The 23,611-nt window shown below is 72.5% G+C and carries 25 protein-coding genes; 15 read left to right on the top strand and 10 right to left on the bottom strand.

Annotated features, from left to right (window positions below):
- Positions 1 to 117 precede the first annotated feature (117 nt).
- On the top strand, positions 118 to 1,260 hold the full coding sequence (locus AC1MBW_RS05635; RefSeq protein WP_054145896.1) for a fatty acid desaturase family protein: 1,143 nt from the start codon (positions 118 to 120) through the stop codon (positions 1,258 to 1,260).
- 40 nt (positions 1,261 to 1,300) lie between these two features.
- Here AC1MBW_RS05635 and AC1MBW_RS05630 read toward each other — a convergent pair whose 3' ends face one another.
- Both AC1MBW_RS05630 and idi read right to left on the bottom strand, forming a co-directional pair.
- On the bottom strand, positions 1,301 to 1,498 hold the full coding sequence (locus AC1MBW_RS05630) for a hypothetical protein (RefSeq protein WP_480025759.1): 198 nt from the start codon (positions 1,496 to 1,498) through the stop codon (positions 1,301 to 1,303).
- Positions 1,499 to 1,626: 128 nt separating this feature from the next.
- Complete coding sequence (gene idi, locus AC1MBW_RS05625; RefSeq protein ID WP_043594089.1) at positions 1,627 to 2,196, bottom strand: isopentenyl-diphosphate Delta-isomerase; 570 nt, start codon at positions 2,194 to 2,196, stop codon at positions 1,627 to 1,629.
- Positions 2,197 to 2,214: 18 nt separating this feature from the next.
- On the opposite strand from idi, the gene AC1MBW_RS05620 reads away from it, so the two are divergent.
- The 6 genes from AC1MBW_RS05620 to AC1MBW_RS05595 are packed head-to-tail and all read left to right on the top strand — an operon-like array spanning position 2,215 to position 7,654.
- Positions 2,215 to 3,285 (top strand): polyprenyl synthetase family protein, encoded by a 1,071-nt coding sequence (locus AC1MBW_RS05620; protein ID WP_082383296.1) that lies wholly within the window; start codon positions 2,215 to 2,217, stop codon positions 3,283 to 3,285.
- Positions 3,282 to 4,163 (top strand): phytoene/squalene synthase family protein, encoded by an 882-nt coding sequence (locus AC1MBW_RS05615; RefSeq protein ID WP_480025758.1) that lies wholly within the window; start codon positions 3,282 to 3,284, stop codon positions 4,161 to 4,163. Before AC1MBW_RS05620 ends, AC1MBW_RS05615 begins: the two co-directional genes overlap by 4 nt.
- On the top strand, positions 4,160 to 5,893 hold the full coding sequence (gene crtI, locus AC1MBW_RS05610; RefSeq protein WP_480025757.1) for a phytoene desaturase family protein: 1,734 nt from the start codon (positions 4,160 to 4,162) through the stop codon (positions 5,891 to 5,893). The genes AC1MBW_RS05615 and crtI overlap by 4 nt, the downstream gene beginning before the upstream one ends.
- Positions 5,893 to 6,261: a lycopene cyclase domain-containing protein gene (locus AC1MBW_RS05605; protein ID WP_480025756.1), complete on the top strand. Its 369-nt coding sequence runs from the start codon at positions 5,893 to 5,895 to the stop codon at positions 6,259 to 6,261. Before crtI ends, AC1MBW_RS05605 begins: the two co-directional genes overlap by 1 nt.
- Positions 6,258 to 6,674, top strand: a complete 417-nt coding sequence (locus AC1MBW_RS05600; protein ID WP_480025755.1) for a lycopene cyclase domain-containing protein — start codon at positions 6,258 to 6,260, stop codon at positions 6,672 to 6,674. The genes AC1MBW_RS05605 and AC1MBW_RS05600 overlap by 4 nt, the downstream gene beginning before the upstream one ends.
- Positions 6,671 to 7,654, top strand: coding sequence for a prenyltransferase (locus tag AC1MBW_RS05595; RefSeq protein ID WP_480025754.1), 984 nt, complete (start codon positions 6,671 to 6,673; stop codon positions 7,652 to 7,654). Before AC1MBW_RS05600 ends, AC1MBW_RS05595 begins: the two co-directional genes overlap by 4 nt.
- A gap of 57 nt (positions 7,655 to 7,711) precedes the next feature.
- Here the strand turns inward: AC1MBW_RS05595 and AC1MBW_RS05590 are convergent, their stop codons facing one another.
- Positions 7,712 to 8,245, bottom strand: a complete 534-nt coding sequence (locus AC1MBW_RS05590) for a MarR family winged helix-turn-helix transcriptional regulator (protein ID WP_480025753.1) — start codon at positions 8,243 to 8,245, stop codon at positions 7,712 to 7,714.
- Between the two features lie 103 nt (positions 8,246 to 8,348).
- Here AC1MBW_RS05590 and AC1MBW_RS05585 point away from each other — a divergent pair, with 103 nt between their 5' ends.
- The 5 genes from AC1MBW_RS05585 to AC1MBW_RS05565 all read left to right on the top strand — a co-directional run bounded on the left by AC1MBW_RS05585 (position 8,349) and on the right by AC1MBW_RS05565 (position 12,324).
- Positions 8,349 to 9,737, top strand: a complete 1,389-nt coding sequence (locus AC1MBW_RS05585) for a glycosyltransferase 87 family protein (protein ID WP_480025752.1) — start codon at positions 8,349 to 8,351, stop codon at positions 9,735 to 9,737.
- 167 nt (positions 9,738 to 9,904) lie between these two features.
- A complete protein-coding gene (locus tag AC1MBW_RS05580) occupies positions 9,905 to 10,315 on the top strand; it encodes a YtxH domain-containing protein (protein ID WP_480025751.1) in 411 nt (136 codons plus the stop codon).
- Positions 10,308 to 10,736 carry a phage holin family protein gene (locus AC1MBW_RS05575; RefSeq protein ID WP_480025750.1) on the top strand — a complete coding sequence of 143 codons (429 nt, stop codon included), beginning with the start codon at positions 10,308 to 10,310 and terminating at the stop codon, positions 10,734 to 10,736. Before AC1MBW_RS05580 ends, AC1MBW_RS05575 begins: the two co-directional genes overlap by 8 nt.
- Positions 10,717 to 11,133, top strand: coding sequence for a DUF3618 domain-containing protein (locus tag AC1MBW_RS05570; protein WP_480025749.1), 417 nt, complete (start codon positions 10,717 to 10,719; stop codon positions 11,131 to 11,133). Before AC1MBW_RS05575 ends, AC1MBW_RS05570 begins: the two co-directional genes overlap by 20 nt.
- A gap of 3 nt (positions 11,134 to 11,136) precedes the next feature.
- Positions 11,137 to 12,324 carry a YihY/virulence factor BrkB family protein gene (locus AC1MBW_RS05565; RefSeq protein WP_480025748.1) on the top strand — a complete coding sequence of 396 codons (1,188 nt, stop codon included), beginning with the start codon at positions 11,137 to 11,139 and terminating at the stop codon, positions 12,322 to 12,324.
- A 301-nt stretch (positions 12,325 to 12,625) separates the two neighbouring features.
- Here the strand turns inward: AC1MBW_RS05565 and AC1MBW_RS05560 are convergent, their stop codons facing one another.
- From AC1MBW_RS05560 to AC1MBW_RS05540, 5 genes are read right to left on the bottom strand one after another with little or no spacing between them, the layout of a single operon-like run.
- Positions 12,626 to 13,423, bottom strand: a complete 798-nt coding sequence (locus AC1MBW_RS05560; protein WP_054145466.1) for an isocitrate lyase/PEP mutase family protein — start codon at positions 13,421 to 13,423, stop codon at positions 12,626 to 12,628.
- A gap of 52 nt (positions 13,424 to 13,475) precedes the next feature.
- Positions 13,476 to 14,684, bottom strand: a complete 1,209-nt coding sequence (locus tag AC1MBW_RS05555) for an ABC transporter permease (RefSeq protein ID WP_480025747.1) — start codon at positions 14,682 to 14,684, stop codon at positions 13,476 to 13,478.
- A complete protein-coding gene (locus AC1MBW_RS05550; protein WP_480025746.1) occupies positions 14,681 to 15,526 on the bottom strand; it encodes an ABC transporter ATP-binding protein in 846 nt (281 codons plus the stop codon). The genes AC1MBW_RS05555 and AC1MBW_RS05550 overlap by 4 nt, the downstream gene beginning before the upstream one ends.
- Positions 15,523 to 16,656 (bottom strand): peptidoglycan-binding protein, encoded by a 1,134-nt coding sequence (locus tag AC1MBW_RS05545; RefSeq protein ID WP_480025745.1) that lies wholly within the window; start codon positions 16,654 to 16,656, stop codon positions 15,523 to 15,525. Before AC1MBW_RS05545 ends, AC1MBW_RS05550 begins: the two co-directional genes overlap by 4 nt.
- A 23-nt stretch (positions 16,657 to 16,679) precedes the next feature.
- Positions 16,680 to 17,228, bottom strand: a complete 549-nt coding sequence (locus AC1MBW_RS05540; RefSeq protein WP_480025744.1) for a hypothetical protein — start codon at positions 17,226 to 17,228, stop codon at positions 16,680 to 16,682.
- A 185-nt stretch (positions 17,229 to 17,413) separates the two neighbouring features.
- Between AC1MBW_RS05540 and AC1MBW_RS05535 the strand changes: the two genes are divergently transcribed.
- Both AC1MBW_RS05535 and AC1MBW_RS05530 read left to right on the top strand, forming a co-directional pair.
- Complete coding sequence (locus AC1MBW_RS05535; RefSeq protein ID WP_054147049.1) at positions 17,414 to 18,067, top strand: response regulator transcription factor; 654 nt, start codon at positions 17,414 to 17,416, stop codon at positions 18,065 to 18,067.
- On the top strand, positions 18,064 to 19,287 hold the full coding sequence (locus tag AC1MBW_RS05530; RefSeq protein WP_480025743.1) for a sensor histidine kinase: 1,224 nt from the start codon (positions 18,064 to 18,066) through the stop codon (positions 19,285 to 19,287). Before AC1MBW_RS05535 ends, AC1MBW_RS05530 begins: the two co-directional genes overlap by 4 nt.
- A 135-nt stretch (positions 19,288 to 19,422) precedes the next feature.
- Here the strand turns inward: AC1MBW_RS05530 and AC1MBW_RS05525 are convergent, their stop codons facing one another.
- Together AC1MBW_RS05525 and acs are read right to left on the bottom strand one after the other, a co-directional pair.
- Positions 19,423 to 20,043 (bottom strand): nitroreductase family protein, encoded by a 621-nt coding sequence (locus AC1MBW_RS05525; protein WP_054147048.1) that lies wholly within the window; start codon positions 20,041 to 20,043, stop codon positions 19,423 to 19,425.
- A 95-nt stretch (positions 20,044 to 20,138) separates the two neighbouring features.
- Entirely contained in the window at positions 20,139 to 22,196 is a 2,058-nt protein-coding gene (acs, locus tag AC1MBW_RS05520; protein WP_480025742.1) for an acetate--CoA ligase, read from the bottom strand.
- Positions 22,197 to 22,428: 232 nt separating this feature from the next.
- Here acs and AC1MBW_RS05515 point away from each other — a divergent pair, with 232 nt between their 5' ends.
- Positions 22,429 to 23,598 (top strand): LacI family DNA-binding transcriptional regulator, encoded by a 1,170-nt coding sequence (locus AC1MBW_RS05515; RefSeq protein WP_480025741.1) that lies wholly within the window; start codon positions 22,429 to 22,431, stop codon positions 23,596 to 23,598.
- Positions 23,599 to 23,611 lie beyond the last annotated feature (13 nt).

The following is a 23,611-nucleotide window of genomic DNA, read 5'->3' as shown; positions in this document are numbered from 1 at the left end:
TGTCACGGTCGGCGATCTCTCGACACCTTCCCAGCCCGCGCCGTTACGTTCGCAGCATCTGCGGGCCGCCTCCGGCCCATCCACCCGGCTGGGAAGTCGCCCAGCCGCGGGAGCCCGATGACCGCCACCGTCCCCACGACCACCCGAACCACGCAGCCGCGCATCGTCCACGCGCCGGCGGGTGCGGCACCCGCAGGGTTCCGCCCCACCGTCGCCGGCCAGGTCGGCAAGCCGACCAGCACCTACTCGAGCCTGCTCAAGTCCGTTCGTGAGGCAGGCCTGCTGCAGCGTCGCACCGGCTTCTACGTGACGGTCTTCGTGGTGCTCGTCGCCTGCCTCGGCGGCGCGGCCACCGGCTTCGTCCTGCTGGGCTCGAGCTGGTTCCAGTTGCTGATCGCCGGTGCCCTGGGCATCATCCTCACGCAGTTCGCCTTCCTCACGCACGAGGCCGCGCACCGCCAGGTGTTCGAGTCGGGCACGCGCAACGACAAGGTCGGTCGCGTGCTGGCCGCCGGTGTCGTCGGCATCAGCTACGCGTGGTGGATGACCAAGCACAGTCGCCACCACGCCAACCCGAACACCAAGGGCAAAGACCCCGACATCGCGTTCGACACGATCTCGTTCCTCGAAGAGGACGCGGCGAAGCAGCGCGGCGTGCTCGGCTTCATCACCCGCCGCCAGGGCTACTTCTTCTTCCCGCTGCTGCTCGGCGAGGGCGTCAACTTGCACGTGACGTCGTTCCGCACGCTGCTCGGTCGCGACAAGATCGAGGGCCGGGCGCTCGAGATCACGCTGATCGCCGTGCGGCTGGTCGCCTACTTCGGCGTCGTCTTCTGGTTCCTGCCGGTCGGCATGGCCTTCGCCTTCGTCGGCGTGCAGATGGCCGTCTTCGGTCTCTACATGGGGTCGTCGTTCGCCCCGAACCACAAGGGCATGCCGATCATCCCCGAGGGGGCCAAGGTCGACTTCCTCAGCAAGCAGGTCCTCACCTCGCGCAACATCACGGGTCGGCACTCGACCGCGTTCATGGGCGGGCTGAACTACCAGATCGAGCACCACCTCTTCCCGAGCATGGCGCGTCCGAACCTGCGTGCGGCCAGCGCCCTGGTCAAGGCGCACTGCGCCGAACACGGCATCCCCTACACCGAGACCACGATCGGCAAGTCGTACGCGATCGTCATCCGGTACCTCAACCGCGTCGGCCTCTCGGCCCGCGACCCGTTCGACTGCCCCGCGGCGTACGCGCTGCGTCCCCGCTAGTCGGCGACGAGCACGACGAGCGCAGGAGGCGCGGGCCGGGTCAGGCGGACCGGCTCGCGCCTTCGTCGTCCTCGAAGAAGTCCTCGTAGCGGACGGGACGTGCGTCGTCGGACGCGGCCCGCGCCTCCCGGGCCGGCGAGGGGTGGTCGCGGCCGCCGGCCGACCGGGACGGGTGCTTGGGGTAGGGGTGGATCGCGAGTGGGGACGCCGTCGCGTCCCTCGTGTAACTGGAATCCACGGTCGCCTCCCGTCACGGGCCGGACGTCGCATCCGGTGCCTCGACCGCCACGATACGAGTGGTCGACGGCGCTCGCGAGGGGCTTGTCAGACCCCCCGGCGAGGGCTAGCTTCGAAGGTCCGGCACTCTCAGGCGGGCCAGGCGGCCAGCTGCCAGCCCAACCAGGGCGAGAAGGCGAACGGCGCGGCCGCGACGGCGTCGCGCAGCTCGGCGGGCTCGACCCAGGCCCATTCGGCGACCTCGTCGGGCGAGGGGTCGGGCAGGCCCACGGCGCGGGCCGTGAAGACCGGGCAGATCTCGTTCTCGACCACGCCCGAGGCGTCGGTGGCGAGGTACCGGAACTCGGGCAGGATCACCTCGACGTCGCGGACCTCCATGCCGAGCTCTTGGTGGGCGCGGCGCATCAGCGCCTCGGCCGGCGTCTCGCCGGGGGCGGGGTGGCCGCAGAACGAATTGGTCCAGACGCCGGGCCAGGTCTTCTTCGACAGGGCGCGACGGGTGACGAGGACGCGGCCGAGGTCGTCGGTGACGTGGCAGCTGAAGGCCAGGTGCAACGGCGTCGTGGCGGTGTGGACGGTCGCCTTCGCGGTCGTGCCGATGGGCGTGCCCTCGTCGTCGAGCAGCACCACGAGCTCGTCGTGCGCGCCCGGGCGGTCACCGGACGTCGGCTGGGGATGCGTCGAGATCTCACGGGTCATGAGAGGTAGTCTGCCCTGGTGGACGGTGATCACCTGCACGCAGGCACGCGGGCGAGACACGATCGTGTCGACGCCGTCCTCGACGACTTCTTCGCGTTGGCCAAACGCCGGGCCGAGTCCGTGGGCTGGCGTTACGTCGACCTGTGGTCGGTGCTCGAGCGCAACAGCGCCGGGGGCAAGCGCTTCCGGCCCCGCATGGTCTTCACGGTCTACGACGCCCTCGGGGGTGCCGACGACGAGGCCGTGGCCCGCGTCGGCGCGGCCTTCGAACTGCTCCACACGGCCCTGATCGTCCACGACGACGTGATCGACCGTGACTTCTCGCGACGCGGCATCCCCAACGTCTCGGGCAGCTACCGCGACACCGCGACGACGGCCGGCATCCCGACCCCCGCGGCCGAGCACCGGGGCATGTCGGCCGCCGTCATCGCCGGCGACCTCGCCCTGACCGGTGCCAGCCGCATGCTGCTGGGCATCGGCTGCGCCGACCACGTCCGCACGCGGCTGCTCGACCTGCTCGACGAGGCGATCTTCGTCAGCGCGGGTGGCGAGATGGTCGACGTCGAGTTCTCGCTCTCCGCCGACCTGCCGACCGTCGACGAGATCCTCGAGATGGAACGCGCAAAGACGGCCGTCTACTCGTTCGAGGCGCCGCTGCAGGCGGGCGCGGTCCTGGCCGGGGCGGGCGAAGCCGTCGTCACGGCGGTCGGCGACTTCGGCCGCGAGGTCGGGGTCGCGTACCAGGTGGTCGACGACCTGCTCGGGGTCTTCGGCACCGAAGAGGCCACCGGCAAGACCACACGCGGCGACCTGCGCGAGGGCAAGCGCACGGTGCTCGTCGCCCACGCGGCGACCACCGACGAGTGGTTCACGATCCAGCCGTTCATCGGCAAGGCCGACCTCAGCGAGGCCGAGGCCGAGCACGTCCGCGGTCGCCTCGAGGTCTGCGGCGCCCGCGCCTTCGCCGAGGGGCTCGTCGAGCAGCACGCCCGCCGCGCGCTGGACGTGCTCGACCGTCCCGAGGTGCCCGAGTCGTTGCGTGAGGCGCTGACGCCGGTCGTCCAGGACGTCCTCGAGAGGGTGCGATGACGGGCCTGTCGCTGTACGACTCCGTGGCCGACGCGACCGCGGGCGGCGTGATCCGCCGTTACTCGACGTCCTTCGGCCTGGCCTCGCGCCTGCTGGGCGGCGAGGTGCGGCAGCACGTCGAGAACGTGTACGCGCTCGTCCGCGTCGCGGACGAGATCGTCGACGGCCCCGCGACCGAGGCCGGACTGGGCGCCGAGGCGGCGGGCCGGTTGCTCGACGGCTTCGAGGCCGAGACCGAGCGGGCCCTGGTCGAGGGCTTCAGCCCGAACCTGGTCGTGCACGCCTTCGCCCGCACCGCCCGCGCCACCGGTTTCGGTGCCGAGTTGACGGCACCCTTCTTCGCCTCGATGCGGGCCGACCTCAGCGCCCGCGAGCACGACCAGGCCTCGTTCGACGCGTACGTGTACGGCTCGGCCGAGGTCGTCGGCCTGATGTGCCTCAAGGCGTTCCTGCAGGGGCATCCCTTCCCGCCGAGCACGGTCGCCGAGCTCGAAGAGGGGGCCCGCCGCCTGGGCGCCGCCTTCCAGAAGGTGAACTTCCTGCGTGACCTCGCGGCCGACTTCGAGCAGCTCGGCCGCAGCTACTTCCCCGGGGTCGACGTGACCACGTTCGACGAGCAGACGAAGACGAGACTGGTGCGAGACATCGACGACGACCTCCGCGTGAGCGGCGAGATCATCCCCGTGCTGCCGACGACCTCGCGTCGGGCGGTGGCGCTGGCCCACGGCCTGTTCGCCGAGCTGAACCGGCGTCTCGAGGCGACCCCCGCCTCCTCGCTCGTCAGGGCGCGCGTGCGCGTGCCGAACCCGGTCAAGGTCCGCATCGCCGCGGGGGCCGCGGCCGGCCGCGTCACGCGTCTGCCCGAGGCCCGCGCATGAGCCGCGACACGGTCGACCGCGGGGCCACGGGCGCCGGCACCGGTGCGCCCGACGAGTCGCACGGCCTCAGCGTCACCCGCCACGGTCGCCGCGTCGTCGTGATCGGCGGCGGCATCAGCGGCCTGGCCTCGGCCGCGCTGCTCGCCCGCGAGGGACACGAGGTCACGCTGCTCGAGAAGAACGACGAGGTCGGTGGCCGCGCCGGGTCGTGGAGCCACGAGGGCTTCCGCTTCGACCTCGGCCCGAGCTGGTACCTCATGCCCGAGGTCTTCGACCACTTCTTCCGCCTGATGGGCACGTCGGCGGCCGAGCGCCTCGACCTCGTCGAGCTCGACCCGGGCTACCGGGTGCTGTTCGAGCCGACGCCCGACGACCCCGCGGCCAGCGCCCCGATCGACGTGCCGCGCGGTCTCGAGGAGAACGTCGAGCTCTTCGACCGCGTCGAACCCGGCAGCGGCGAGCGCATGCGCCGGTACCTGCGCTCGGCCCGCGACACCTACGACATCGCCAAACGACGGTTCCTCTACACGAGCTTCGGCAGCCTCACGCCTCTGCTGCGCGGCGACGTGCTGGTGCGCCTGCCCAAGCTGGCGCGGCTGCTTCTGACGAGCCTCGACTCGTACGCGTCCCGCACGGTGACCGACCCGCGCCTCCGTCAGATCCTGGGGTACCCCGCGGTCTTCCTCGGCTCGTCGCCGTTCGACACCCCGAGCATGTACCACCTGATGAGCACGCTCGACCTCGACGACGGCGTGCTGTACCCGCAGGGCGGCCTGATCTCGGTGATCGAGGCGATCCGCGACGTGGCCGTCGAGGCCGGGGTGACCGTCGTGACCGGCGCGGCCGTCACGCGGATCGTCACGCAGCCGCTCGGGGCCGAGGGCGCGGCCCTGCCGCGTGGCTCGAAGGCGACCGCCGAGGCGACAGGGGTCGACTGGACCGACGCCGAGGGCGCGACGCACCGCGTCGACGCCGACCTCGTGGTCAGCGCGGCCGACCTGCACCACACCGAGACGCAGTTGCTGCCGCGCGAGCTGCGCACCTACGATTCGTCGTACTGGGCGACGAAGAACCCCGGGCCGAGCGCCCTGCTGCTCTACCTGGGCGTCGAGGGCGAGATCCCCGAGCTCGAGCACCACACGCTGCTCTTCGCCCGCGACTGGCACGAGAACTTCGAGCGCATCTTCGGTGCCGACAAGCGCATCCCCGACCCGCCGTCGCTGTACGTCTGCAAACCGAGCACGGTCGATCCGTCGACGGCCCCGGCCGGTCACACGAACCTCTTCGTCCTCGTGCCGCTGCCCGCCGACCCGGCGCTGGGCTCGGGCGACGTCGACGGTGACGGCGACCCGATGATCGAGCGCCTCGCCGACGGCGTCATCGCCCAGATCGCCGAGTGGGCGCACGTGCCCGACCTCGCCGACCGCGTCGTCGTGCGGCGCACCCGTGGTCCGCGCGACTTCGTCGACGACGTCAACGCCTGGAGCGGCAGCATGCTCGGGCCCGCACACACGCTCGCCCAGAGCGCCCTGTTCCGCACCGGCAACGTCTCGACCCGCGTCGACTCGCTGTTCTACGCCGGCGGTTCGGTCCGCCCGGGCATCGGCCTGCCGATGTGCCTGATCAGCGCCGAGGTGCTGCTGAAGAACCTGCGCGGCGACACGAGCACCGAGCCGCTCCCCGAGCCGTCGGCGGCCCGGTCGACGCCGTCCGAGTCCGCCGCCGGCTGATGGGGTTCCTGTACCTCGCGGCGTTGCTCGTCTCGTTGTTCGGCATGGTGATGCTCGACCGCAGGTTCCATCTGTTCTTCTGGCGCGACGTCCCCCGGGCGGCGGTGACGCTGCTGGTCGGCGTCGTGTTCTTCCTCATCTGGGACGTCGTCGGCATCGACCTCGGCATCTTCTTCCGCGGCGAGACCCCGTTCATGACCGGCGTCCTGGTGGCGACCGAGCTGCCCCTCGAAGAGGTCTTCTTCCTCGCGCTGCTCTGCTACCTGACGATGAACCTGCTGGCCGGAGCCCGGATGGCGGCGGCGGTCGTGCTCGACCGGCGTGACGCGAGCCGCGCCGGTCGCCCGGTGGACGGCGTGCCGTCGTGACCTACTGGGCCGTCAACGCGGTGTTCCTGTCGATCGTCGCCGTCCTCGGGGTGTTGGCGCTGGTGGCCGCAGGGGTGCGTGCCCGGGCCGCGCGCGCCTCCTCGTCCCCGGCCGAGACGTCGCGGCGGCGGCGCGAACGGCTGCTGGGGGCGGGTCTCGCGACCGGGGTGCTGCTCGTGATGACCGCCGTGTTCGACAACGTCATGATCGGCATCGGGCTGGTCGGCTACGACGCCGCCCGCATCAGCGGCGTGTTCGTCGGCATCGCCCCGCTCGAGGACTTCGCCTACTCGATCGCGGCGCTCGTCCTGTTGCCGTCGGTGTGGGTGCTCCTCGGCGGACCGAAGACGCCCCGGGCGCCCGCTGCGCCGGCGGCCGGCGGGTCGACGCCCGTGAAGGAGGCGCGCTCGTGAACACGCTCAAGGCCCTGTTCGTCTCGTCCCGGCCCCTGAGCTGGATCAACACGGCGTTCCCGTTCGCGGCGGCGTACGTGCTGACGTCGCTGCTCGCGCCGACGACGACCGGGTACCTCGGCTCGTACCAGCCGCTGTCCCGGGTCGACGTGACGCCCGACGGCACGGAGGCCGTCATCTTCTCCGCAGCCGAGAACGCGCTCGGCCCGGTGGACTGGCTCGTGCTGATCGTCGGCGCCCTCTATTTCCTGATCCCCTACAACCTCGCGATGTACGGCATCAACGACGTCTTCGACTACGAGAGCGACCTGCACAACCCGCGCAAGGGCGGCGTCGAGGGCGCGCTGCTCGACCGCAGCCTGCACCGCACGACGCTGCGCGCCGCGGTCATCACGAACGTCCCGTTCCTCGTGTTCCTCGTCGCGGTGGGCGACCCGCTGAGCTGGTTCGTGCTGGCCGTCAGCGTCTTCGCCGTGATCGCCTACTCGGCTCCCGGCCTGCGCTTCAAGGAGCGCCCCTTCGTCGACTCGATCACCTCGAGCACGCACTTCGTGAGCCCCGCCGTCTACGGTCTCGTGCTGGCCGGGGCGACCTTCACGCCCCAGCTGTGGGCGCTGCTGGGCGCGTTCTTCCTCTGGGGCGTCGCGAGTCACGCGTTCGGTGCCGTGCAGGACGTGCTGGCCGACCGCGAGGGCGGCATCTCGTCGATCGCGACCGAGATCGGGGCCCGCGCGACGGTGCGCCTCTCGGTGGTGGCCTACCTGCTGGCCGGCGTGCTGCTGACCCTCACCGAATGGCCGGGCCCGCTGGCGGCCCTGCTGACCCTGCCCTACGCGATCAGCTGCGCCCCGTGGTGGAACGTGACCGACGACCGGGCCGAAGAGGTCAATCGCGGGTGGCGGCGCTTCTTGGCGCTCAACTTCGTCAGCGGGTTCGTCGTGACGATGCTGATGATCTGGTGGGTGTTCCTGCGGGGCTGACGCCGCGCCTCCTGCGCTCGTCGCCCCTCGGCCCGCCGGGTCGGGCGGGCCGGACGCTCAGGGACGCCAGCCGAGGTTGAGCGCCGCCGTGCGGAGGAACCGCACGGTGGTCGCGTAGGCGCCCGGTTCGGCCCCCTGGACCGTCGCGTCGCGGATGCCCTCGACGACGTCGACGAGCTTGCGGTGCGCGAGGCCCCCGCGCTCGGTCAGGGCGTAGCGGCCGTCACCGATCCCGTCGGTCGTGAGGTCCACCCAGCCGCTCTCGACCAGCTCGGCCAGGTGGTCCGAGCTGGACTCGCCCGTGGCCGGGTCGAGGAAGGGCGCGACGGCCCCGTCGAGGGCGGCGCGGGTCGCCGGGCCGCGTTCGAGCAGGTTCAGCAGTTGCCATTGACGGCGCGTCACCCCGTGCTCGTCGAGGACCTCCTCGAAACGCCGGTCGATCAGCCCGTCCACGAGCCTCAGCCAGAAGCCGATCGGGCGCCCCCGGTCGACGGCCAGGTCGTCGTCGACGCTGCCGAGGTCGGGAGGTGCGTGCCTGTCGTCGGTCGGCGGAGTGACCTCGCCTCCGTCTGCGGAACGTCGTCGGTCCATGGACGGCACCGTACACCGGTCGGACCTCCGCCTCGAGAGGGATCTTCCGATGGATTCACCTACCGGAAAGACAACGGCAAGGGTGCGGCCTTACATTCGAGGCGTGACCACCTCGAGCGCCGTCGCGCCTGCGCCCCTCCCCACGCGACTGCGCCGCACCTGGTCGCGCGTCCAGGCCCATCCGCGCGGCCTGCTGTACGGCTTCGTCGCCGTGCACGCCGCCGTGTTCCTCGCTCTCACGCCGCTGATGATCGGCGGCGGGGTCACCGGCGACCTGCCGCTCTACCGCCTCTGGGCGACGGGGGCCCTGAGCGACGGGGTCTGGCCCGTCCTCGATTTCTCGTGGGTCTACCCGGCCGGGGCCGTCGTGCCGATCGTGCTGCCGAACGTCTTCGGCGAACAGCACTACCAGTTCGTCTGGCTGGCGCTGCTGACCGCCCTCAACGCCGTCGCGCTCTGGCTGGTGACCGACCGCGGCCGACGCACGGTCGACAACCGGGCCGCCTGGTGGTGGCTGCTCGTGACGCTCGTTCTCAGCCCCGTCGCGTTCCTGCGGCTCGAGGGGTTCAGTGCGCCGTTGGTCGTCGCCGCCCTGATGCTGCTGTCGACGCGTCCGCGGGTGGCCGGGCTGCTGCTCGCCGCGGCGACCTGGATCAAGGTCTGGCCCGCCGCCGTCATCGCGGCGGTCGTGGTCGGGTCACGTCACCGGGCGGTCGTGCTGCGCGGGGGCGTGCTCGTCACCATGGTCGTCGTGTCGTGCGTGTTGCTCGGCCGGGGCGCCGACGACATCACGAGCTTCGTGACGATGCAGTCGGGGCGGGCCCTGCAACTCGAGGCGACGCTCTCGACGCCCTGGCTCTGGATGGCCATGTTGCGCGTCCCCGGCGCCTCGGTCTACCAGAACGTCGCCCTCGCCACGCGCGAGGTGATGGGCCCGGGCGACACCTGGATGATCAACGAGAGCACCCAGGTCATGCTCGCGGTCCTCGTGCTCCTGGCCGGCGTGCTGGCCGTGGCCAGCTTCGGGCTGCCCCGGTGGGGAGGACCCAGGAGGCGCGGGTCGGCAACGTCCACCGACGTCGCGGCCGTCGTCTCGGCTCGAGCCCGCGGCGACGAGTTCGGCACGGTGCTGCTCGGCGCCCTGACCCTCACCCTCGCCTTCGTCGTCTTCAACAAGGTGGGCTCGCCGCAGTACCTGCTCTGGATCGTGCCGATCGTGGCCGTCGGGTACGCCTCGCGCCCCGAGGCGTTCCGGACGCCGGCCGTGTTGACCGCCTGGGCCTCGGGGCTCACGACGCTCGTCTTCCCGATCCTCTACCGATCGCTGATCGAGCTCAACCCGGTGGCCGTGCTCCTCCTCGGCGCCCGCAACGCCCTGCTCGTGGTCCTGTTCTGCTGGTGCACGGCTCGACTCGTGCGGCTGGCGGTCGCCACGGTGCGCAGCGACGCGCTCGAGCTGCGCGTCCCGCTGGTGGCGACCCGCGCCTCCTGACCGCGGCGTCGGGGCGACCCGCGCCTCCTGACCGCGGCGTCAGGGCGGCTCGTCCCCTGCGAGCCGACGGGTGGCGTCGTCCACGGTTGCCCGGCCAATCTGGGCCGCGTGCGCCGGGTCGTGCCAGCGTGGGAGGCCTACCTGCCACCACGAGCCAAGGAGCACCCATGAAAGGCAAGATCCTCTTCGTCGCAGGAGCGGCCGTCGGATACGTCCTCGGAGCCCGCGCGGGTCGCGGCGCGTACGTCAAGATCAAGGACCAGGCCGAGAGCCTGTGGGAGAACCCCACCGTCCAGAAGGGCGTGCAGCAGGCCGAGGGCTTCGTGAAGGAGAACGCTCCGATCGTCGCCAAGAAGGCGCAGGACGTCGCGAACGACGCCGCCCACGCGGTCGGCTCCAAGGCGAAGTCCGTCTCGGGCAAGGGCTCGGACGCCACCGACAAGGCCGCCGCCAAGGCGACCGAGGCGGCGCACAAGGCCGCCGACAAGGTGAACGAGAGGGCCGACGACGTCAAGAAGCAGACCTCGGGCACCAGCCCCGACGACGACAAGCTGCCGGGGGTGACGGTCGGTGAGTGACCTGAAGGCACCCGAACAGAGCACCAAACGTTCGCTCGGCTCGCTGATCGGCAGCCTGCCCGAGTTGATCTCGCGGCTGATCCGCGGCGAGATCGCACTCGCCAAGACCGAGCTCGCCACGAAGGCCAAAGAGGCCGGGGTGGGTGTCGGGTTGTTGGTCGGCGCCGCCCTGTTCGGCTTCTTCCTGCTCGCCGTGCTCATCACGGCCGGCGTCCTGGGGTTGTCGAACGTCGTCGCCCCCTGGCTCGCGGCGCTGATCGTGGCCGCCGTGTTGCTCGTCATCACGGCCGTGCTGGCGCTGCTCGGCATCAAGGCCCTCAAGAAGGGCGTGCCGCCGACCCCCGAGAAGGCCGTCGCCAGCGTGAAGGCCGACGTCAGCGCGTTGAAAGGGCAGGGCAGCTATGACTCCGAGAAGCACTGACGCGAGCGATCGCGAGAACCACGCCACAGCGAAGCGCGGCAAGGGCGACGAGCCCGACCCCCGGGCCGAACTCGCCGAGGCCCGTGCCGCCGAAGAGCGCGCCGACGCCCACGGCAGCACGTCGCCCGACAAGGACGCCGAGAACGCCGCCGGGCCCCGTGCCGGGGCGAGCATCCCCGAGATCGAGCTCGACCTCGCCCGCACCCGTGAGGAGTTCGCCGCCACGCTCGACGCCATCGAGGACAAGTTGAGCGTCCCCGCCCACGCCCGTCGCCTCAAGGCGAGCGTGAAGCGCCGCCTCGACAGCGACCCGAAGCCCGTCGTGGCCGCCGCCGCGGCCGGCACCGTCGGCGTCGTCGCGCTCGTCGCCGGCATCGTCAAGACGATCAGGCGTTGACCCGTGGCCCAGAAGAGCACCGAGCGCGAGCAGCAGTCGCCCGACGAGGACGACTCGCGCAAGCCGCAGGACCTGACGGACGTCTCCAAGCCCTCGTGGGGATACGTGCTGGGCAAGACCCTGCGCGAGTTCACCCGTGACCAGTGCACCGACCTCGCCGCCGCGCTGACGTACTACGCGGTGCTCGCGATCTTCCCGGCGTTGCTGGCGATCGTGTCTCTGCTCGGCGTCGTGGGGCAGGCGGATTCCACCGCCAAGACCCTGCTCGACCTCGTCTCGCAGTTCGGGTCCGAGGACGTCGCCGCTCTGCTGCGCGGGCCCGTCGAGCAGTTGACCCAGTCGTCGGCCGCCGGGGTCGCCCTGGTCGTCGGTGTGGCGGGTGCTCTCTGGTCGGCCTCCGGTTACGTGGGCGCCTTCGGGCGGGCCATGAACCGCGTCTACGGCATCGACGAGGGGCGTCCGATCTGGAAGCTCCGTCCGACCATGCTCGGCGTCACGGCGTTCACGGTCGTGCTCATCGTGGTCGCCGCGCTCATCCTGGTCATCAGCGGCCCCGTGGCCGAGACGGTCGGCGACCTCGTCGGTCTGGGCAGCACCGCGGTCTTCGTCTGGGACATCGCCAAGCTGCCGATCCTGGCGATCATCGCCATCGTGATCGTCGCGGTGCTCTACTACTGGGCTCCGAACGTCAAGCAGCCGAAGTTCAAGTGGATGAGCCTCGGCTCGCTCGTGGCGCTCGTCATCTGGCTGGTCGCGTCCGTGGGGTTCGCGTTCTACATCGCGAACTTCTCGAACTACAACAAGACGTACGGCTCGCTCGGTGCGGTCATCGTCTTCCTGCTGTGGCTCTGGATCACGAACAACGCCCTGCTCTTCGGGGCCGAGTTCGACGCCGAGCTCGAGCGCGGTCGCGAGCTGCAGGCCGGCCTCCGGGCCGAGCGCGACATCCTGCTGCCGCCCCGCGACACCGCGCAGAGCGAGAAGAAGGCCGCGGCCCTCGCCAAGGACGAGCTCGCCGGCATGCGCCTGCGGCAGGCGGCCGCGGCGACCATCGAGAAGAACGGCGACGAGGTGCCCGAGCCGGACGGCGAGGGCGGCTCCGAGGCGTCCGAGTCCGACCGGAAGAAAGACGAGCGTGCCGAGGGCGGACACTCGAAGGGCGACGGCTCGAAGGGCGACCGCGACGACTAGGTGACGTCCCCGCACGACGCGACCCGCGCCTCCTCGGCTCTCACGAGCTCGGGAGGCGCGGGTCGCGTCTCGTGCGGCGGCAACGGTCACCGGGTCGCGTACGCCCCGTCCGGCGTGCCGAACCCGACCTGCGCGGACGCGTTGAGCGTGCCGAACCCGACCTGCGCGGACGCGTTGAGCGTGCCGAACCCGACAACGCGGCCGCGACACGCCGCCCGACAGGGGCTGCGGACGGCGTGTCGTGCTCGGGTGGTCGCGAATTGCACACCGAGGTGGAGAGACCGTTCGTCGGAGGGGTGGGTCAGAACGAGAAGCCGAGCTCGGACGGGTAGTCGCCGCGCGCGGTGAGGGTCGTGGCGGCGTCGCGCAGGTGCGACAGCGTCAGGCCCATCGTGGTCGGGCCGAAGCTGACCCGCGAGACGCCGAGCTCGGCCAGGCGGGCGAGCGGGACGGACGACGGGTTCGAGATGACGCTGACCTTGCCGTGGATCCGGTCGAGGGCGGCCTTGACGAGGTCTTCGGTGCCCAGGCCGAGGACGAAGGCGCAGTCGGCTCCGGCGTCGAGGTAGGCGTTGGCACGGGTGACGGCGTCGTCGAACGAGTCGGGGTCTCCGGCCAGGGAGTCGACCCGGGCGTTGATCACGATCGGCACCCCGGCACGGTCACCGGCGCGGCGGGCGGCGGCGATCTTCGAGACCTGCGTGTCGATGTCGTACAGGGGCGCCTTGGCCTGGCCGATGCTGTCCTCGATGTTGAGGCCGGCGGCGCCCTCTTCGATCAGGCGGAAGACGTTGTCGAGCGTGCCGGCGGCGTCGGTCGCGTAGGCCTTCTCGAAGTCGACCGAGACGGGCAGGTCGACCGAGCGGATCACGATGCGGACGGCGGCCAGCATGTCGTCGACGTCGAGCCCTTCGCCGTCCTCCACGCCGTGGGCCTCGCTGATCGAGTGGGAGGCGGTGGCCAGGGCCTTCACGCCCGGTGCGCCCGCGACGATGCGCGCGGTGATGCTGTCCCAGACGTTCGTCACGATCAGCGGGTCGCCGGGGACGTGCAGGGAGCGGAGGAGTTCGGCCTTCTCGGCCGTGCTGGAGATCGACATGCGCCCAGCCAATCAGCCCGGGCTGGCAGGCACCAGCCCGGGCCGGCTCGGATCAGGCCGCGGCGAGGGCCGAGGTGGGCGGGATGCGGGCGGCGCGCGAGGCCGGGTACAGACCGCTGACGCCCCCGATCGCGACCGTCGCTCCGAGGCCGCCGACCACGGCCCAGGCCGGCACGACCACCGGCCAGTCCTGGCTGAGCGCGAACGCCGTCGTGACCGCCGCCCCGAGGGCGACGCCCACCGCGCCTCCGAGCAGGGACAGCAACAGCGACTCGACCAGGAACTGGTCGCGGATGTGCCGTCGTTTGGCCCCCAGCGCACGTCGCACGCCGACCTCGGCGCGTCGTTCGAGCACGGTGATGACCATCGTGTTCGCGACGCCGATGCCGCCGACGAGCAGCGCCACCCCACCGATGCCGAGGAGCAGGCCGGTGAACGACGACTCGGAGGCCTGTCGGGCGGCCAGGGCGTCGGAGGGCCGGCTGACCACCACGGCCGAGGGTGAGGCCGGGTTCACCGTGCGGGCGAGCAGGTCGCGCACGGCCGGCACCTGTGCGGGGTCGGCCCGGGCGAACAGCTGCGTCGGACGGCCGTCCCAGCCGAACTCGGCCGCGGCGGTGGCGTTCGGGACGAACGCCGACGTGTTCAGCCCGGGTGCCAGCGGCATCGGTTCGAGCACTCCCACCACGGCGACCCAGCGTCCACCGATCCACACCCGCGTGTCGGGCCGCACCTCGTCGATGCCGAGCGTGGCGGCGGCCGTCGCGCCGAGCACGACCTGGGGGGCGTCCTCCGCCGCCGCGCCGAACCACGTGCCCGAGGCCGGTTCGGCACGGAGCACGTCGTCGAGGTCGCCGACCACCACGTCGAGCGAGATGCCGCCCGAGGCGACGGCCGGCACCCGGTCGCTTCGGTAGACCTTCTGCCCGGGGATGCGCCCGACGCCCGCGGCCGCCTCGACGTCCGGGCGTCGTTCGAGCACGGGCACCGCGGACTCGGGCAGCGGCACGTCCGTGCCGAGGGCGTCCTGACCGGGACTGACCTGCAGCAGGTTCGTGCCGAGGCCGTCGAGCACCCGGGCCAGGGCCGCCTGGCTCGACGACGAGATCCCGACGACCGCGATCATCGCCGCGATGCCGATGGCGATGCCGAGCGCCGAGAGGACCACCCGGGTCGGCCGCGTGCGCAAGCCGAAGACGCCGAGCCCGAGCAGGTCACGGGCCGAGAGGCGGCCGACGCGACCTCGGGTCGCGGCGCTCATCGGAGCGCTCCCGTCGCGGCTGCGGGTGGCGCTGCACGGGACGTCACGGCTGCGTGCGGCGCGGCGGCGGACGGATTGGTCGCGGCTGCTCCCGGGCCGCCGGGGATGGCCGCCGCGAGCCCCCGCGCGTCCAGGCCCGTGACGTCGTCCACCTCGCCGTCGCGCATGCGCACCTGGCGGGGCAGCGAGGCCGCGAGGTCGAGGTCGTGCGTGATGACGACGACGGTCGTGCCCGCCGTGTTGAGGTCGTTCAGCAGCTGCAGGACGGCCGCCCCCGACGTCGAGTCGAGGGCGCCCGTGGGTTCGTCGGCGAGCAGCAGGGTGGGCTCGCCGACGATCGCCCGGGCGATGGCCACGCGCTGCTTCTCGCCGCCGGACAGCTCGTGCGGCCGGTGGTCGACGCGGTGGCCGAGGCCCACGCGCTCGAGGGCGGCACGGGCCCGCACCCGACGTTCGCGTCTGGCGACGCCTGCGTAGAGCAGACCGTCGGCGACGTTCTCGGCGGCCGTCGCCCCGACCGCGAGGTGGAAGTGCTGGAACACGAACCCGATGTGCTCGGCCCGCAGGCGGGACAGGTCGTCGTCGCCCAGGGACGCGACGTCGTGGCCGGCGAGGCGCAGCGTGCCCGCCGTGGGTCGGTCGAGCGTGCCCATCACGTTGAGCATCGTCGACTTGCCCGAGCCGCTCGGGCCGACGACCGCGACGAACTCGCCACGCCGCACGTCGAGGTCGATGCCGCGCAGGGCGGCCAGCTCGCCGTAGACCTTCGTCACGCCCCGCAGTTCGAGGACGGTCTCGGGCGCACCGCCGGGCAGGCCGCCGCCGCGCAGGGTCCCGCTCACGAGGGCACCACGACCTCGTCGCCCTCGGCCAGGCCCTCACCCGACACCTCGACGCGCCCCTGCGCGAAGAAGCCCGTCGTGACGGGGACGAGATCGGTCGAGCCGTCGTCCTGCACGACCTCGACGGTGTAGCCGTCCGTCCCGGCGAGCAGGGCGGTCACCGGTACCGACAGGACGCCGTCGCGGCGTTCACCGTCCACGACGAGGTCCACCCGGGTCGAGGTGGACGTCCCCTCGGGCGGGGCGGTCTCGAGGCCGACGGTGACCGTCACCCCGTCGTCGCCACCGTTCGCCGATTCGTCGCCCGCCCCTCCGGACGGCTCGCCGATCGACCGCACCGTGCCGGGGACCTCGCTGCCATCGGGCAGCGCCACCTGGACGGGCACCCCGCCCTGGAACCGGACGAGGTCCGCCGCCGAGACCGACGCCGTGGCCACGAGGGTCGTCGACGTGTAGCCGTAGACGGGCTCGCCGGCCGGGTCGCCCACGCGTCCGGTGACCTCGGCGACGCGGACGTCGCCGGGGACGAACGCGACGTCGCGGGCACCGAGGACTCCGGTGCGCTCGCGGCCGCGGTCCTTCTGCCACCGCGTCACGGCGGCTCGGGTGCGGGCGTCGAAGCGGTCGTCGTCGGCGACGTCGTAGCCGAGTGCGCGGAGGTTGTCCTTCAGCTGGTCGACGTCCGCCCCGCGCAGACCCTGCTCGAGGTCGCGCCAGAGCGGGACGCCGCCGTGCATGGCCCGAACCTCGCGTTCGTCGACCGAGTAGAGCACGCCGTCACGACCGATCACGTCGCCGAAGGAGGGCAGACCGGTGACCACGCCCCCGCCCGCGGCGTCGCCTGTCCGCTCGCCGGCCGCACCCGCGCCTCCGCTCGTGGCGCTCCGCAGCGGTACGGGCGTGCCGTAGCCGAGGGTGGCGGGGATGCGCTTGCCGTCGACGAGGTCGCCGAGGACGACGGGCGTCGTCGAGCGGGCGGCCGCGGCCTGGGAGGCGTCGGGGGCGCCGGCCTCGGCGTCGCCGGCCGGCGAGCAGCCGGCCAGGGTGCCCGCGCAGAGGGCTGCGGTCACCACGGCGACCGCGGCAGGACGCAGGAGGCGCGCCGTCCGTCGGTGCGTCGCGCGCGTCATCCGGGTGGACGCCTCACGGAGCGTCATTCGCCGGACCCGGTCGCGTTCGGACCGAACTCGTTGCTGCAGGCGAAGAAGGCCTCCTGCTCGGGAGACGCGCCGGACGTCGACAGCTGCACGCCGGGGAAGTCGCCGTCGACGGGGTCGGGGAAGTCCTCGAAGCCCTTCTCGCGGACGCACTCGGCGACCTTCAGCTGGCTCTGCTGCCACTCGGCGACCTCGGCGTCGGAGGGCTCCTGCGACCCGCCACCCTGCGCCTCGGGCAGCTTCGACCGGCAGGCGTCGAAGTCCTCGGCGTAGCGGTCGGGGTCGGCGCCCTCCGGCGGAGCGACCACCACGCCCTTGCTGAGGTCGGGGTCGGGGACGTTGTAGCCGGCGTCACGGAGGCACTCTCCGAGCTGCGACGAGGCACTCGCGGTGCCCGCGACGGACGGACTGCTCGTCGAGCCCGGTGCGTCGGTCGTGCTGCAGCCGGCGAGCAGGGCGGGCAGGAGGACGGCCGTCGCGGCCAGGGCCGAGCCGAAGCAGCGGCGCGACGGGGTGCGGCGGCGGGTGGGGGTGGAGGAGGGCATGGTGTCTCGTCTTTCTCTCGGGGGACGGTGCGTCCGGGGATCAGGGGCGTCCGGGGGATCGGATGCGTCCCGGTCGACCACTTCACCGGGTGGGGCGTTTCGCCACCGGCACTGCGACGCTTATCTCGGCGAAACATGCGACATGTAAGATTAGGAGTCGTATTGTTCGGAGGCAGGGAGGCACGATGCGCATCTTGGTGGTCGACGACGAGGTGGCCCTGGCCGACCTCGTGGCCGCGGGGTTGACCCGGCAGGCGATGGCGGTCGACGTGGCGTACCGCGGCGACGACGCCGACGAGCTGCTCGCCGTGAACGACTACGACGTGGTCGTCCTCGACCGCGACCTGCCCGGCCTGCACGGCGACGCGGTCGCCCGGGGCATCGCCGAGCGGGGGTCGAGCACCCGCATCCTGATGCTCACGGCGGCCGGCGGTCTGCACGACCGTGTCGGCGGCCTCGAACTCGGGGCCGACGACTACCTCGCGAAACCGTTCGAGTACCCCGAGCTCGTCGCCCGGGTCCGCGCACTGGGTCGCCGGAGCGGTGCGGCGACGCCACCCGTGCTGCGGTCGGGCGACCTCGTGCTCGACACGAATCGGCACCTCGCCACCCGGGGCGGGCTCGACCTCGGCCTGTCCACCAAAGAACTCATGGTGCTCGAGGTGCTGCTGCAGGCCGACGGGCGCGTCGTCAGCGCCGAAGAGCTGCTCGAGAAGGTCTGGGACGTCAACATCGACCCGTTCACCAACGCGGTCCGGGTCACCGTCAGCAAGCTGCGACGCAAGCTGGGCGAGCCCGACCCGATCCGCACGGTGCCGGGGCGCGGGTACCAGCTGTGAGACGCCTCAGCATCGGTCTGCGTACGGCGCTGACCTTCGGGACGGTCTTCGTCGTGCTGGCTGGCCTGGTGCTCTGGGGGGTGTCGGTCGCGACCTCGCGGGGTGTGTCGCTCTCCCTGCAGCAGGTCGACGGTTCCGCGCCCCCGGCGACGGTGTCCGACGAACTCGGCTCGCCCGTGCCGGGCGGTCCGGGCGAAGCGGATCGCGGTGGCGACCGTCCGGCGGTCCCGTCGGACGGTGTGTCCGTCGCGTCCCCGGGGCTGGTCGTCGCCGGGGTGTTCCGGCAGCAGCAACTGCTTTGGTCGGGGGTGGGCATCGGGGTGGCGGGTGTCGTGGCGGCCGGTGTCGGCTGGTTCGTCAGTCGGCGCCTGCTGCGGCCGATCGACGACATCGTCGCCGCGACCCGACGCATCACGGCCAGCACCCTGCACGAACGCATCGGCGCCACGGGGCCCAGCGACGAGCTCACCCGGGTGGCGGCGACGATCGACGACCTCCTCGACCGGCTCGAGTCGTCGTTCGAGGCCCAGCGGAGGTTCGTGGCCTTCGCCTCGCACGAACTCCGCACGCCCCTGGCGGTGCAGCGCGCCGCCCTGCAGATCGGCCTCCACGACCCCACCCCCGAGCAACTCGTCGCCACGCGCGAGCAGCTGCTCGAGGTCAACCGACGCAGCGAGCACCTGGTCGAGAGCCTGCTCGCGCTCGCGACGGCCGACCGCGGCGTCGCAGCCGACGTGACGGGCCCGGTCGACCTCGGTGCCGTGGTCGACGAGGTGGTGACGAGCGTGGCCGACGCGGCCCGCGCCTCCTCGGTGCACGTGGTCGTCGAACACGGCACGTTCCGACCGGTGACCGGCGACGCCGTGCTGGTGGGGCAGCTGGTCCGCAACCTCGTGGCGAACGCCGTGGAGTACAACGAGCCCGACGGGTGGGTGCGCGTGCACGGGGGTGACGAGGCGGTGCTCGTTGTCGAGAACTCGGGGCCGGTCGTGCCGACCGAGGTGGCGGCGACGCTGACGCAGGCGTTCGTCCGGGGCGGCGGGCGTCCGGCGGATGCGGCCGCCCCGCCCGGTTCGGCCGACGGGGACGCAGGAGGCGCGTCGCCGGTCCGTCACAGCGGCCTCGGTCTGGCCATCGTCGCCTCGATCGCCCGCGCGCACGGGTGGTCTCTGCAGGTCGACCCACGCGACGAGGGCGGGCTCCGGGTCAGGGTCGGATGAGCCCGGCCCCGCCCCGAGACGACACGACGTGCCGCTCACATCCGGACGTGAGCGGCACGTCGTGACATCTCGGCGCCCGGGGGTGGGGCCGGCCCGGGTCGGGGCCCGGCCCGGGCGCGGACGGACCCGGGGCGGCTAGTCGCGGCGGAGGACGAGCTCGGTCAGGGGGAGGCGCTCGCGGGGGGCGGTCTCGCGCTCGGCGAGGGCCTCGATCAGCTTGTCGGCCTCGTCGACGACGCCGACGGCCGTGACGGTGACGGGCTTCAGGTTGTCGGTCAGGCCGAACGCGGCGACGATCTCGTCCCACTCGACGCCGGCCATCTGGTGCGTGTGGAAGCCCTCGGCGTGTGCCTGCACCGTGAGGTGGGCGACGGCCTGTCCGAGGTCGTACTCGGCCCACTGGCGCACCTCGCCCTCGACGGTGGAGGTCTCGGCGATCGCGACGACGAGTGCCGACGCGTTGCCGGCCCAGGCGGCGTTGAAGCCCATGAGCGCCTTGACGATGGTGTCGAACGTGGCGGTCCCGCGGCGACCGACGACGAAGCGGCGGGGCTGCGTGTTCGCGGCCGACGGGGCCCAGCGGGCGGCCTCGAGCAGGGCGTCGAGCTGACGGTCCGAGATCTCGGCGGTCGGGTCGAACGAGCGGGGGCTCCAGCGCTCGTCGAGCAGGGGCACGAGCGGCACGCTCGTCTCGGCGGTGCGGAGGGTGGAGGGGGCGGCGGTGGACGGTGCCGCGGTGGTCTCGGAGATCGACATGACGACGCTTTCTTCTGGGAACGGGCTGGGGGAGCGAGGCGCGTCATCGAGCCACGACCACGGTAACCCTCGGTGTGCGCGAGTGATTCCCGACCTCAGGAGGCGCGGGTCGCCTCGGCGACGATCGCCGCCACCCGGCCCGGCACCGTCTCGTCCTGCAGGCTCGTCGTGTCGCCCAGGGGCCGCCCGTCGACGATGTCGGCGAGCAGCCGTCGCATGATCTTGCCCGAGCGGGTCTTGGGTAGGTCGGGCACGACGAACACGGTCGCCGGCTTGGCGATCGGGCCGATCTGGTCGGCCACGTGGGCGCGCAGCACGGGTGACAGCGACCCCGCGAGCGGAGCCCACACCGACGGCTCCGCGGCGTCTCCGGCGTCTCGCACCGCGCCTCCTGCCGGTCGCGTCGACGGCACGACGAACGCGGCGATCGCCTGGCCGGTGCGCTCGTCGGTCACACCGACGACGGCCGCCTCGGCGACCGCCGGGTGCGACACGAGCGACGACTCGATCTCGATGGTCGACAGGCGGTGACCCGACACGTTGATCACGTCGTCGACCCGGCCGAGCACCCAGATGTCGCCGTCGGCGTCGTACTTCGCGCCGTCGCCGGAGAAGAACCAGCCCTGCCGCCAGTAGGTAGCCCAGTAGCTGTCGCGGTACCGCTCGGGGTCGCCCCAGACCGTGCGGGCGAGCGCGGGCCCGGTCCGCTGCACGACGAGGTAGCCGCCGCTGCCGTTCGGGACGCGCTCGCCGGAGTCGTCGACCACGGCGGTCGAGAGCCCGGGCAGGGCCCGCAACGACGAGCCCGGCTTGAGGGTGTCGGCCCCGGGCAGCGGGGCCATGACGGCCGCCCCGGTCTCGGACTGCCACCAGGTGTCGACGATCGGGCACTCGCCCCGGCCGAACTGTTCGTGGAACCAGACCCAGGCCTCGGGGTTGATCGCCTCGCCGACCGTGCCGAGCAGGCGCAGCGACGAGAGGTCGTAGGTGTCGGGCAGCCCGTCGGGGAACCAGGACGAGAGCGTGCGCACCAGCGTCGGGGCCGTGTAGTACGTCGTGACGCCGTACCGCTCGATGATCTCGAGGTGTCGGGCCGGATGCGGGGTGTCGGGGGTGCCCTCGTAGATCACCTGGGTCAGCCCGTTCGAGAGCGGGCCGTAGATCTCGTAGGTGTGCGCCGTGACCCAGGCGAGGTCGGCGGTGCACCAGTGCACGTCGTCGGGCTTCGCGTCGAAGACGGCCCAGTGCGTCCACTTCGCCTGCGTCAGGTAGCCACCGCTCGTGTGCACGAGCCCCTTGGGCTTCCCGGTGGTGCCGCTCGTGTACATGATGAACAGCGGCGTCTCGGCGCCGAAGTACTCGGGCTCGTCGGTGTCGGGCTGCGGGTCGACGACGTCGTGCCACCACAGGTCGCGGCCGTCCGTCCACGGCACGTCGGGCGTCTGCTCGCCGGTGCGCCGCACGACGAGCACGTGCTCGATCTCGTTCTCGCCGCTGACCGCGTGGTCGGCGTTCGCCTTGACCGGCACCGCGCCTCCGCGTCGGAACTGCCCGTCGGTCGTCACGAGCAGCTTGGCGCGGGTGTCTTCGACCCGGAACTTGAGTGCCTCACCCGAGAACCCGCCGAAGACGAGCGAGTGGATCGCCCCGAGTCGCGCGATGGCGAGCGTCACCACGATCGTCTCGGCGATCACCGGCAGGTAGACGACCACCCGGTCTCCCTTCCCCACACCGAGCGACCGGAGGCCGTTCGCCGCCTTGACGACCTCGCGCTGCAGCTGCGCGTACGTGATGTCGCGGCGGTCGCCCGGTTCGCCCTCGACGTGCAGGGCGACCTTGTCGCCGAGGCCGGCGTCGACGTGCCGGTCGACGCAGTTGACGGCGACGTTGAGCGTGCCGTCGGCGAACCAGGTCGCCTCGGGCACCGTGAGCTCGCCCCCCGGCCCCTCGGTGACGGGTCTCCAGGTGTGGGCGACCGTCCACGGCGTGTGCCAGTCGAGCCGTTGCGACGCCTCGGCCCAGAACGCGACGGGGTCGGCGGCCGCCCGCGCGTGCTCGGCGGACGTGACGTTGGCCCCCTCGACGAGCGCAGGAGGCGCGGCGAAGGTCCGTCGCTCGTCGAGCAGGTTCGAGATGGTGTCGCTGGTGGCCATGCGTCCCACGCTACGGGCGGCTCGGCGGCGACGGCTGCCTCGGGGCAACGCTGCGTAACGCGCGAGCGATCGGGAGGGCGGGGACGAGGCGTGCGGCGGCCGAGGCAGGACGACGATGATGACGCCCGGTGCCCGCCACGCCGGGGCGAACGGCAGGTCGGACGCCCGGCGCCGGGCACCGGCCGACCTAGGATGGTCCGCGACCCGCCGCCGCCCGCCTGGAGGACCACTCGTGACCAAGGCCCCGACCGTGTACGACGTGGCCGCCCACGCCGACGTGTCGATCGCGACGGTGTCGAGGGTGCTGCGCCGTCCCGACGACGTGCGCCCCGAGACCCGCAGCCGGGTGCTCGAGTCGGTGCGTGCCCTCGGGTACGTGCCGAGCGGCGCGGCCCGCGGCCTCGCCGGGCGACGCACGGGTGTGCTCGGTCTCTTCCTGCCGGGCCACGACGGCATCGACGGCCCCGAGCCCGACTGGGCCCGGGTGTCCGACGCGTCCCGCATCCCGCTGATCGACGACCGCGAGCGGGTGCAGGCGTCGGCCGTCGTCGACCCGGGCCGCGGTGTGCCCACCCTCACCGCGCCTCCTGCGCCCGATCACGGGTCCAACCCGGCGAACCTCTACTTCGACGAGGTGCTGCGCGGCGCCGAGGTCGAGGCCTGGCGACGGGGCTTCGCCCTCATGGTCGCGGCCGGGCGGGGGTCGAGCCGCGAGGTGATGGTCAACGACATCGCGGGCCGGGTCGACGGGCTCGCGGTGCTGGCCCAGACGGTGCCGGGCGACCTGCTCGCGCACGTCTCGCGACGCATCCCCGTCGTCGTGCTCGCCGACTCGAGACCGGGTGACGACCTCGACCACGTCGGCGTCGACAACGTCGCCGGCATGCACGCCCTGACCGACTTCGTGCTGGGACCGTGGGGGGTGAACGACGTCGCCTACGTCGCCGGACCGTCCGACTCGCCCGACGAACTCGATCGTCACGCCGGTTTCGACCGGGCCGTCGAGGCGCACCGCGCCGCCGGGGCGCGCGTCACGGTCCGGGTCGAACCGGGCGAGTTCTCCCGCGCCGGCGGTCGTCGCGCCGCCGCGGCCCTGCTCGAGGCCGGCGACCTGCCCCGGGCCGTCCTCTGCGCGAACGACCAGTCGGCGCTCGGCGTCCTCGACGTGTTCGGTGAGCAGGGCGTCGACGTGCCCGGTCGCGTGCTCGTGACGGGTTTCGACGGCATCGACGCCGGCCGGTTCTCCCGGCCCCGGCTCACCACCGTGCGCCAGCCGATGGGCGAGCTCGGCCGCATCGCCGTCCGGACCGTCGTGCAGCGCCTCACCGACCCGGGGGCGCCTCCGCAGCGGGTCACCCTGCCGGTCGAGGTGCTGCTGCGCGAGAGCTGCCCCGCGCTCTGAGCGCCGCCCCGTC

This window comes from Frigoribacterium sp. AP1 (genome assembly GCF_056680555.1).
This window is presented reverse-complemented; position numbering and strand designations above follow the sequence as displayed.

Bases quoted from the DNA above. Each gene is read 5' to 3' on its own strand.
- AC1MBW_RS05590 (WP_480025753.1), bottom strand. From the start codon at position 8,245: ATGGACCGACGACGTTCCGCAGACGGAGGCGAGGTCACTCCGCCGACC.
- AC1MBW_RS05615 (WP_480025758.1), top strand. From the start codon at position 3,282: ATGACGGGCCTGTCGCTGTACGACTCCGTGGCCGACGCGACCGCGGGC.
- AC1MBW_RS05525 (WP_054147048.1), bottom strand. From the start codon at position 20,043: ATGTCGATCTCCGAGACCACCGCGGCACCGTCCACCGCCGCCCCCTCC.
- AC1MBW_RS05540 (WP_480025744.1), bottom strand. From the start codon at position 17,228: ATGCCCTCCTCCACCCCCACCCGCCGCCGCACCCCGTCGCGCCGCTGC.
- AC1MBW_RS05545 (WP_480025745.1), bottom strand. From the start codon at position 16,656: ATGACGCGCGCGACGCACCGACGGACGGCGCGCCTCCTGCGTCCTGCC.
- AC1MBW_RS05570 (WP_480025749.1), top strand. From the start codon at position 10,717: ATGACTCCGAGAAGCACTGACGCGAGCGATCGCGAGAACCACGCCACA.
- AC1MBW_RS05580 (WP_480025751.1), top strand. From the start codon at position 9,905: ATGAAAGGCAAGATCCTCTTCGTCGCAGGAGCGGCCGTCGGATACGTC.
- AC1MBW_RS05560 (WP_054145466.1), bottom strand. From the start codon at position 13,423: ATGTCGATCTCCAGCACGGCCGAGAAGGCCGAACTCCTCCGCTCCCTG.
- acs (WP_480025742.1), bottom strand. From the start codon at position 22,196: ATGGCCACCAGCGACACCATCTCGAACCTGCTCGACGAGCGACGGACC.
- AC1MBW_RS05605 (WP_480025756.1), top strand. From the start codon at position 5,893: ATGGGGTTCCTGTACCTCGCGGCGTTGCTCGTCTCGTTGTTCGGCATG.
- AC1MBW_RS05535 (WP_054147049.1), top strand. From the start codon at position 17,414: ATGCGCATCTTGGTGGTCGACGACGAGGTGGCCCTGGCCGACCTCGTG.
- AC1MBW_RS05555 (WP_480025747.1), bottom strand. From the start codon at position 14,684: ATGAGCGCCGCGACCCGAGGTCGCGTCGGCCGCCTCTCGGCCCGTGAC.
- crtI (WP_480025757.1), top strand. From the start codon at position 4,160: ATGAGCCGCGACACGGTCGACCGCGGGGCCACGGGCGCCGGCACCGGT.
- idi (WP_043594089.1), bottom strand. From the start codon at position 2,196: ATGACCCGTGAGATCTCGACGCATCCCCAGCCGACGTCCGGTGACCGC.
- AC1MBW_RS05635 (WP_054145896.1), top strand. From the start codon at position 118: ATGACCGCCACCGTCCCCACGACCACCCGAACCACGCAGCCGCGCATC.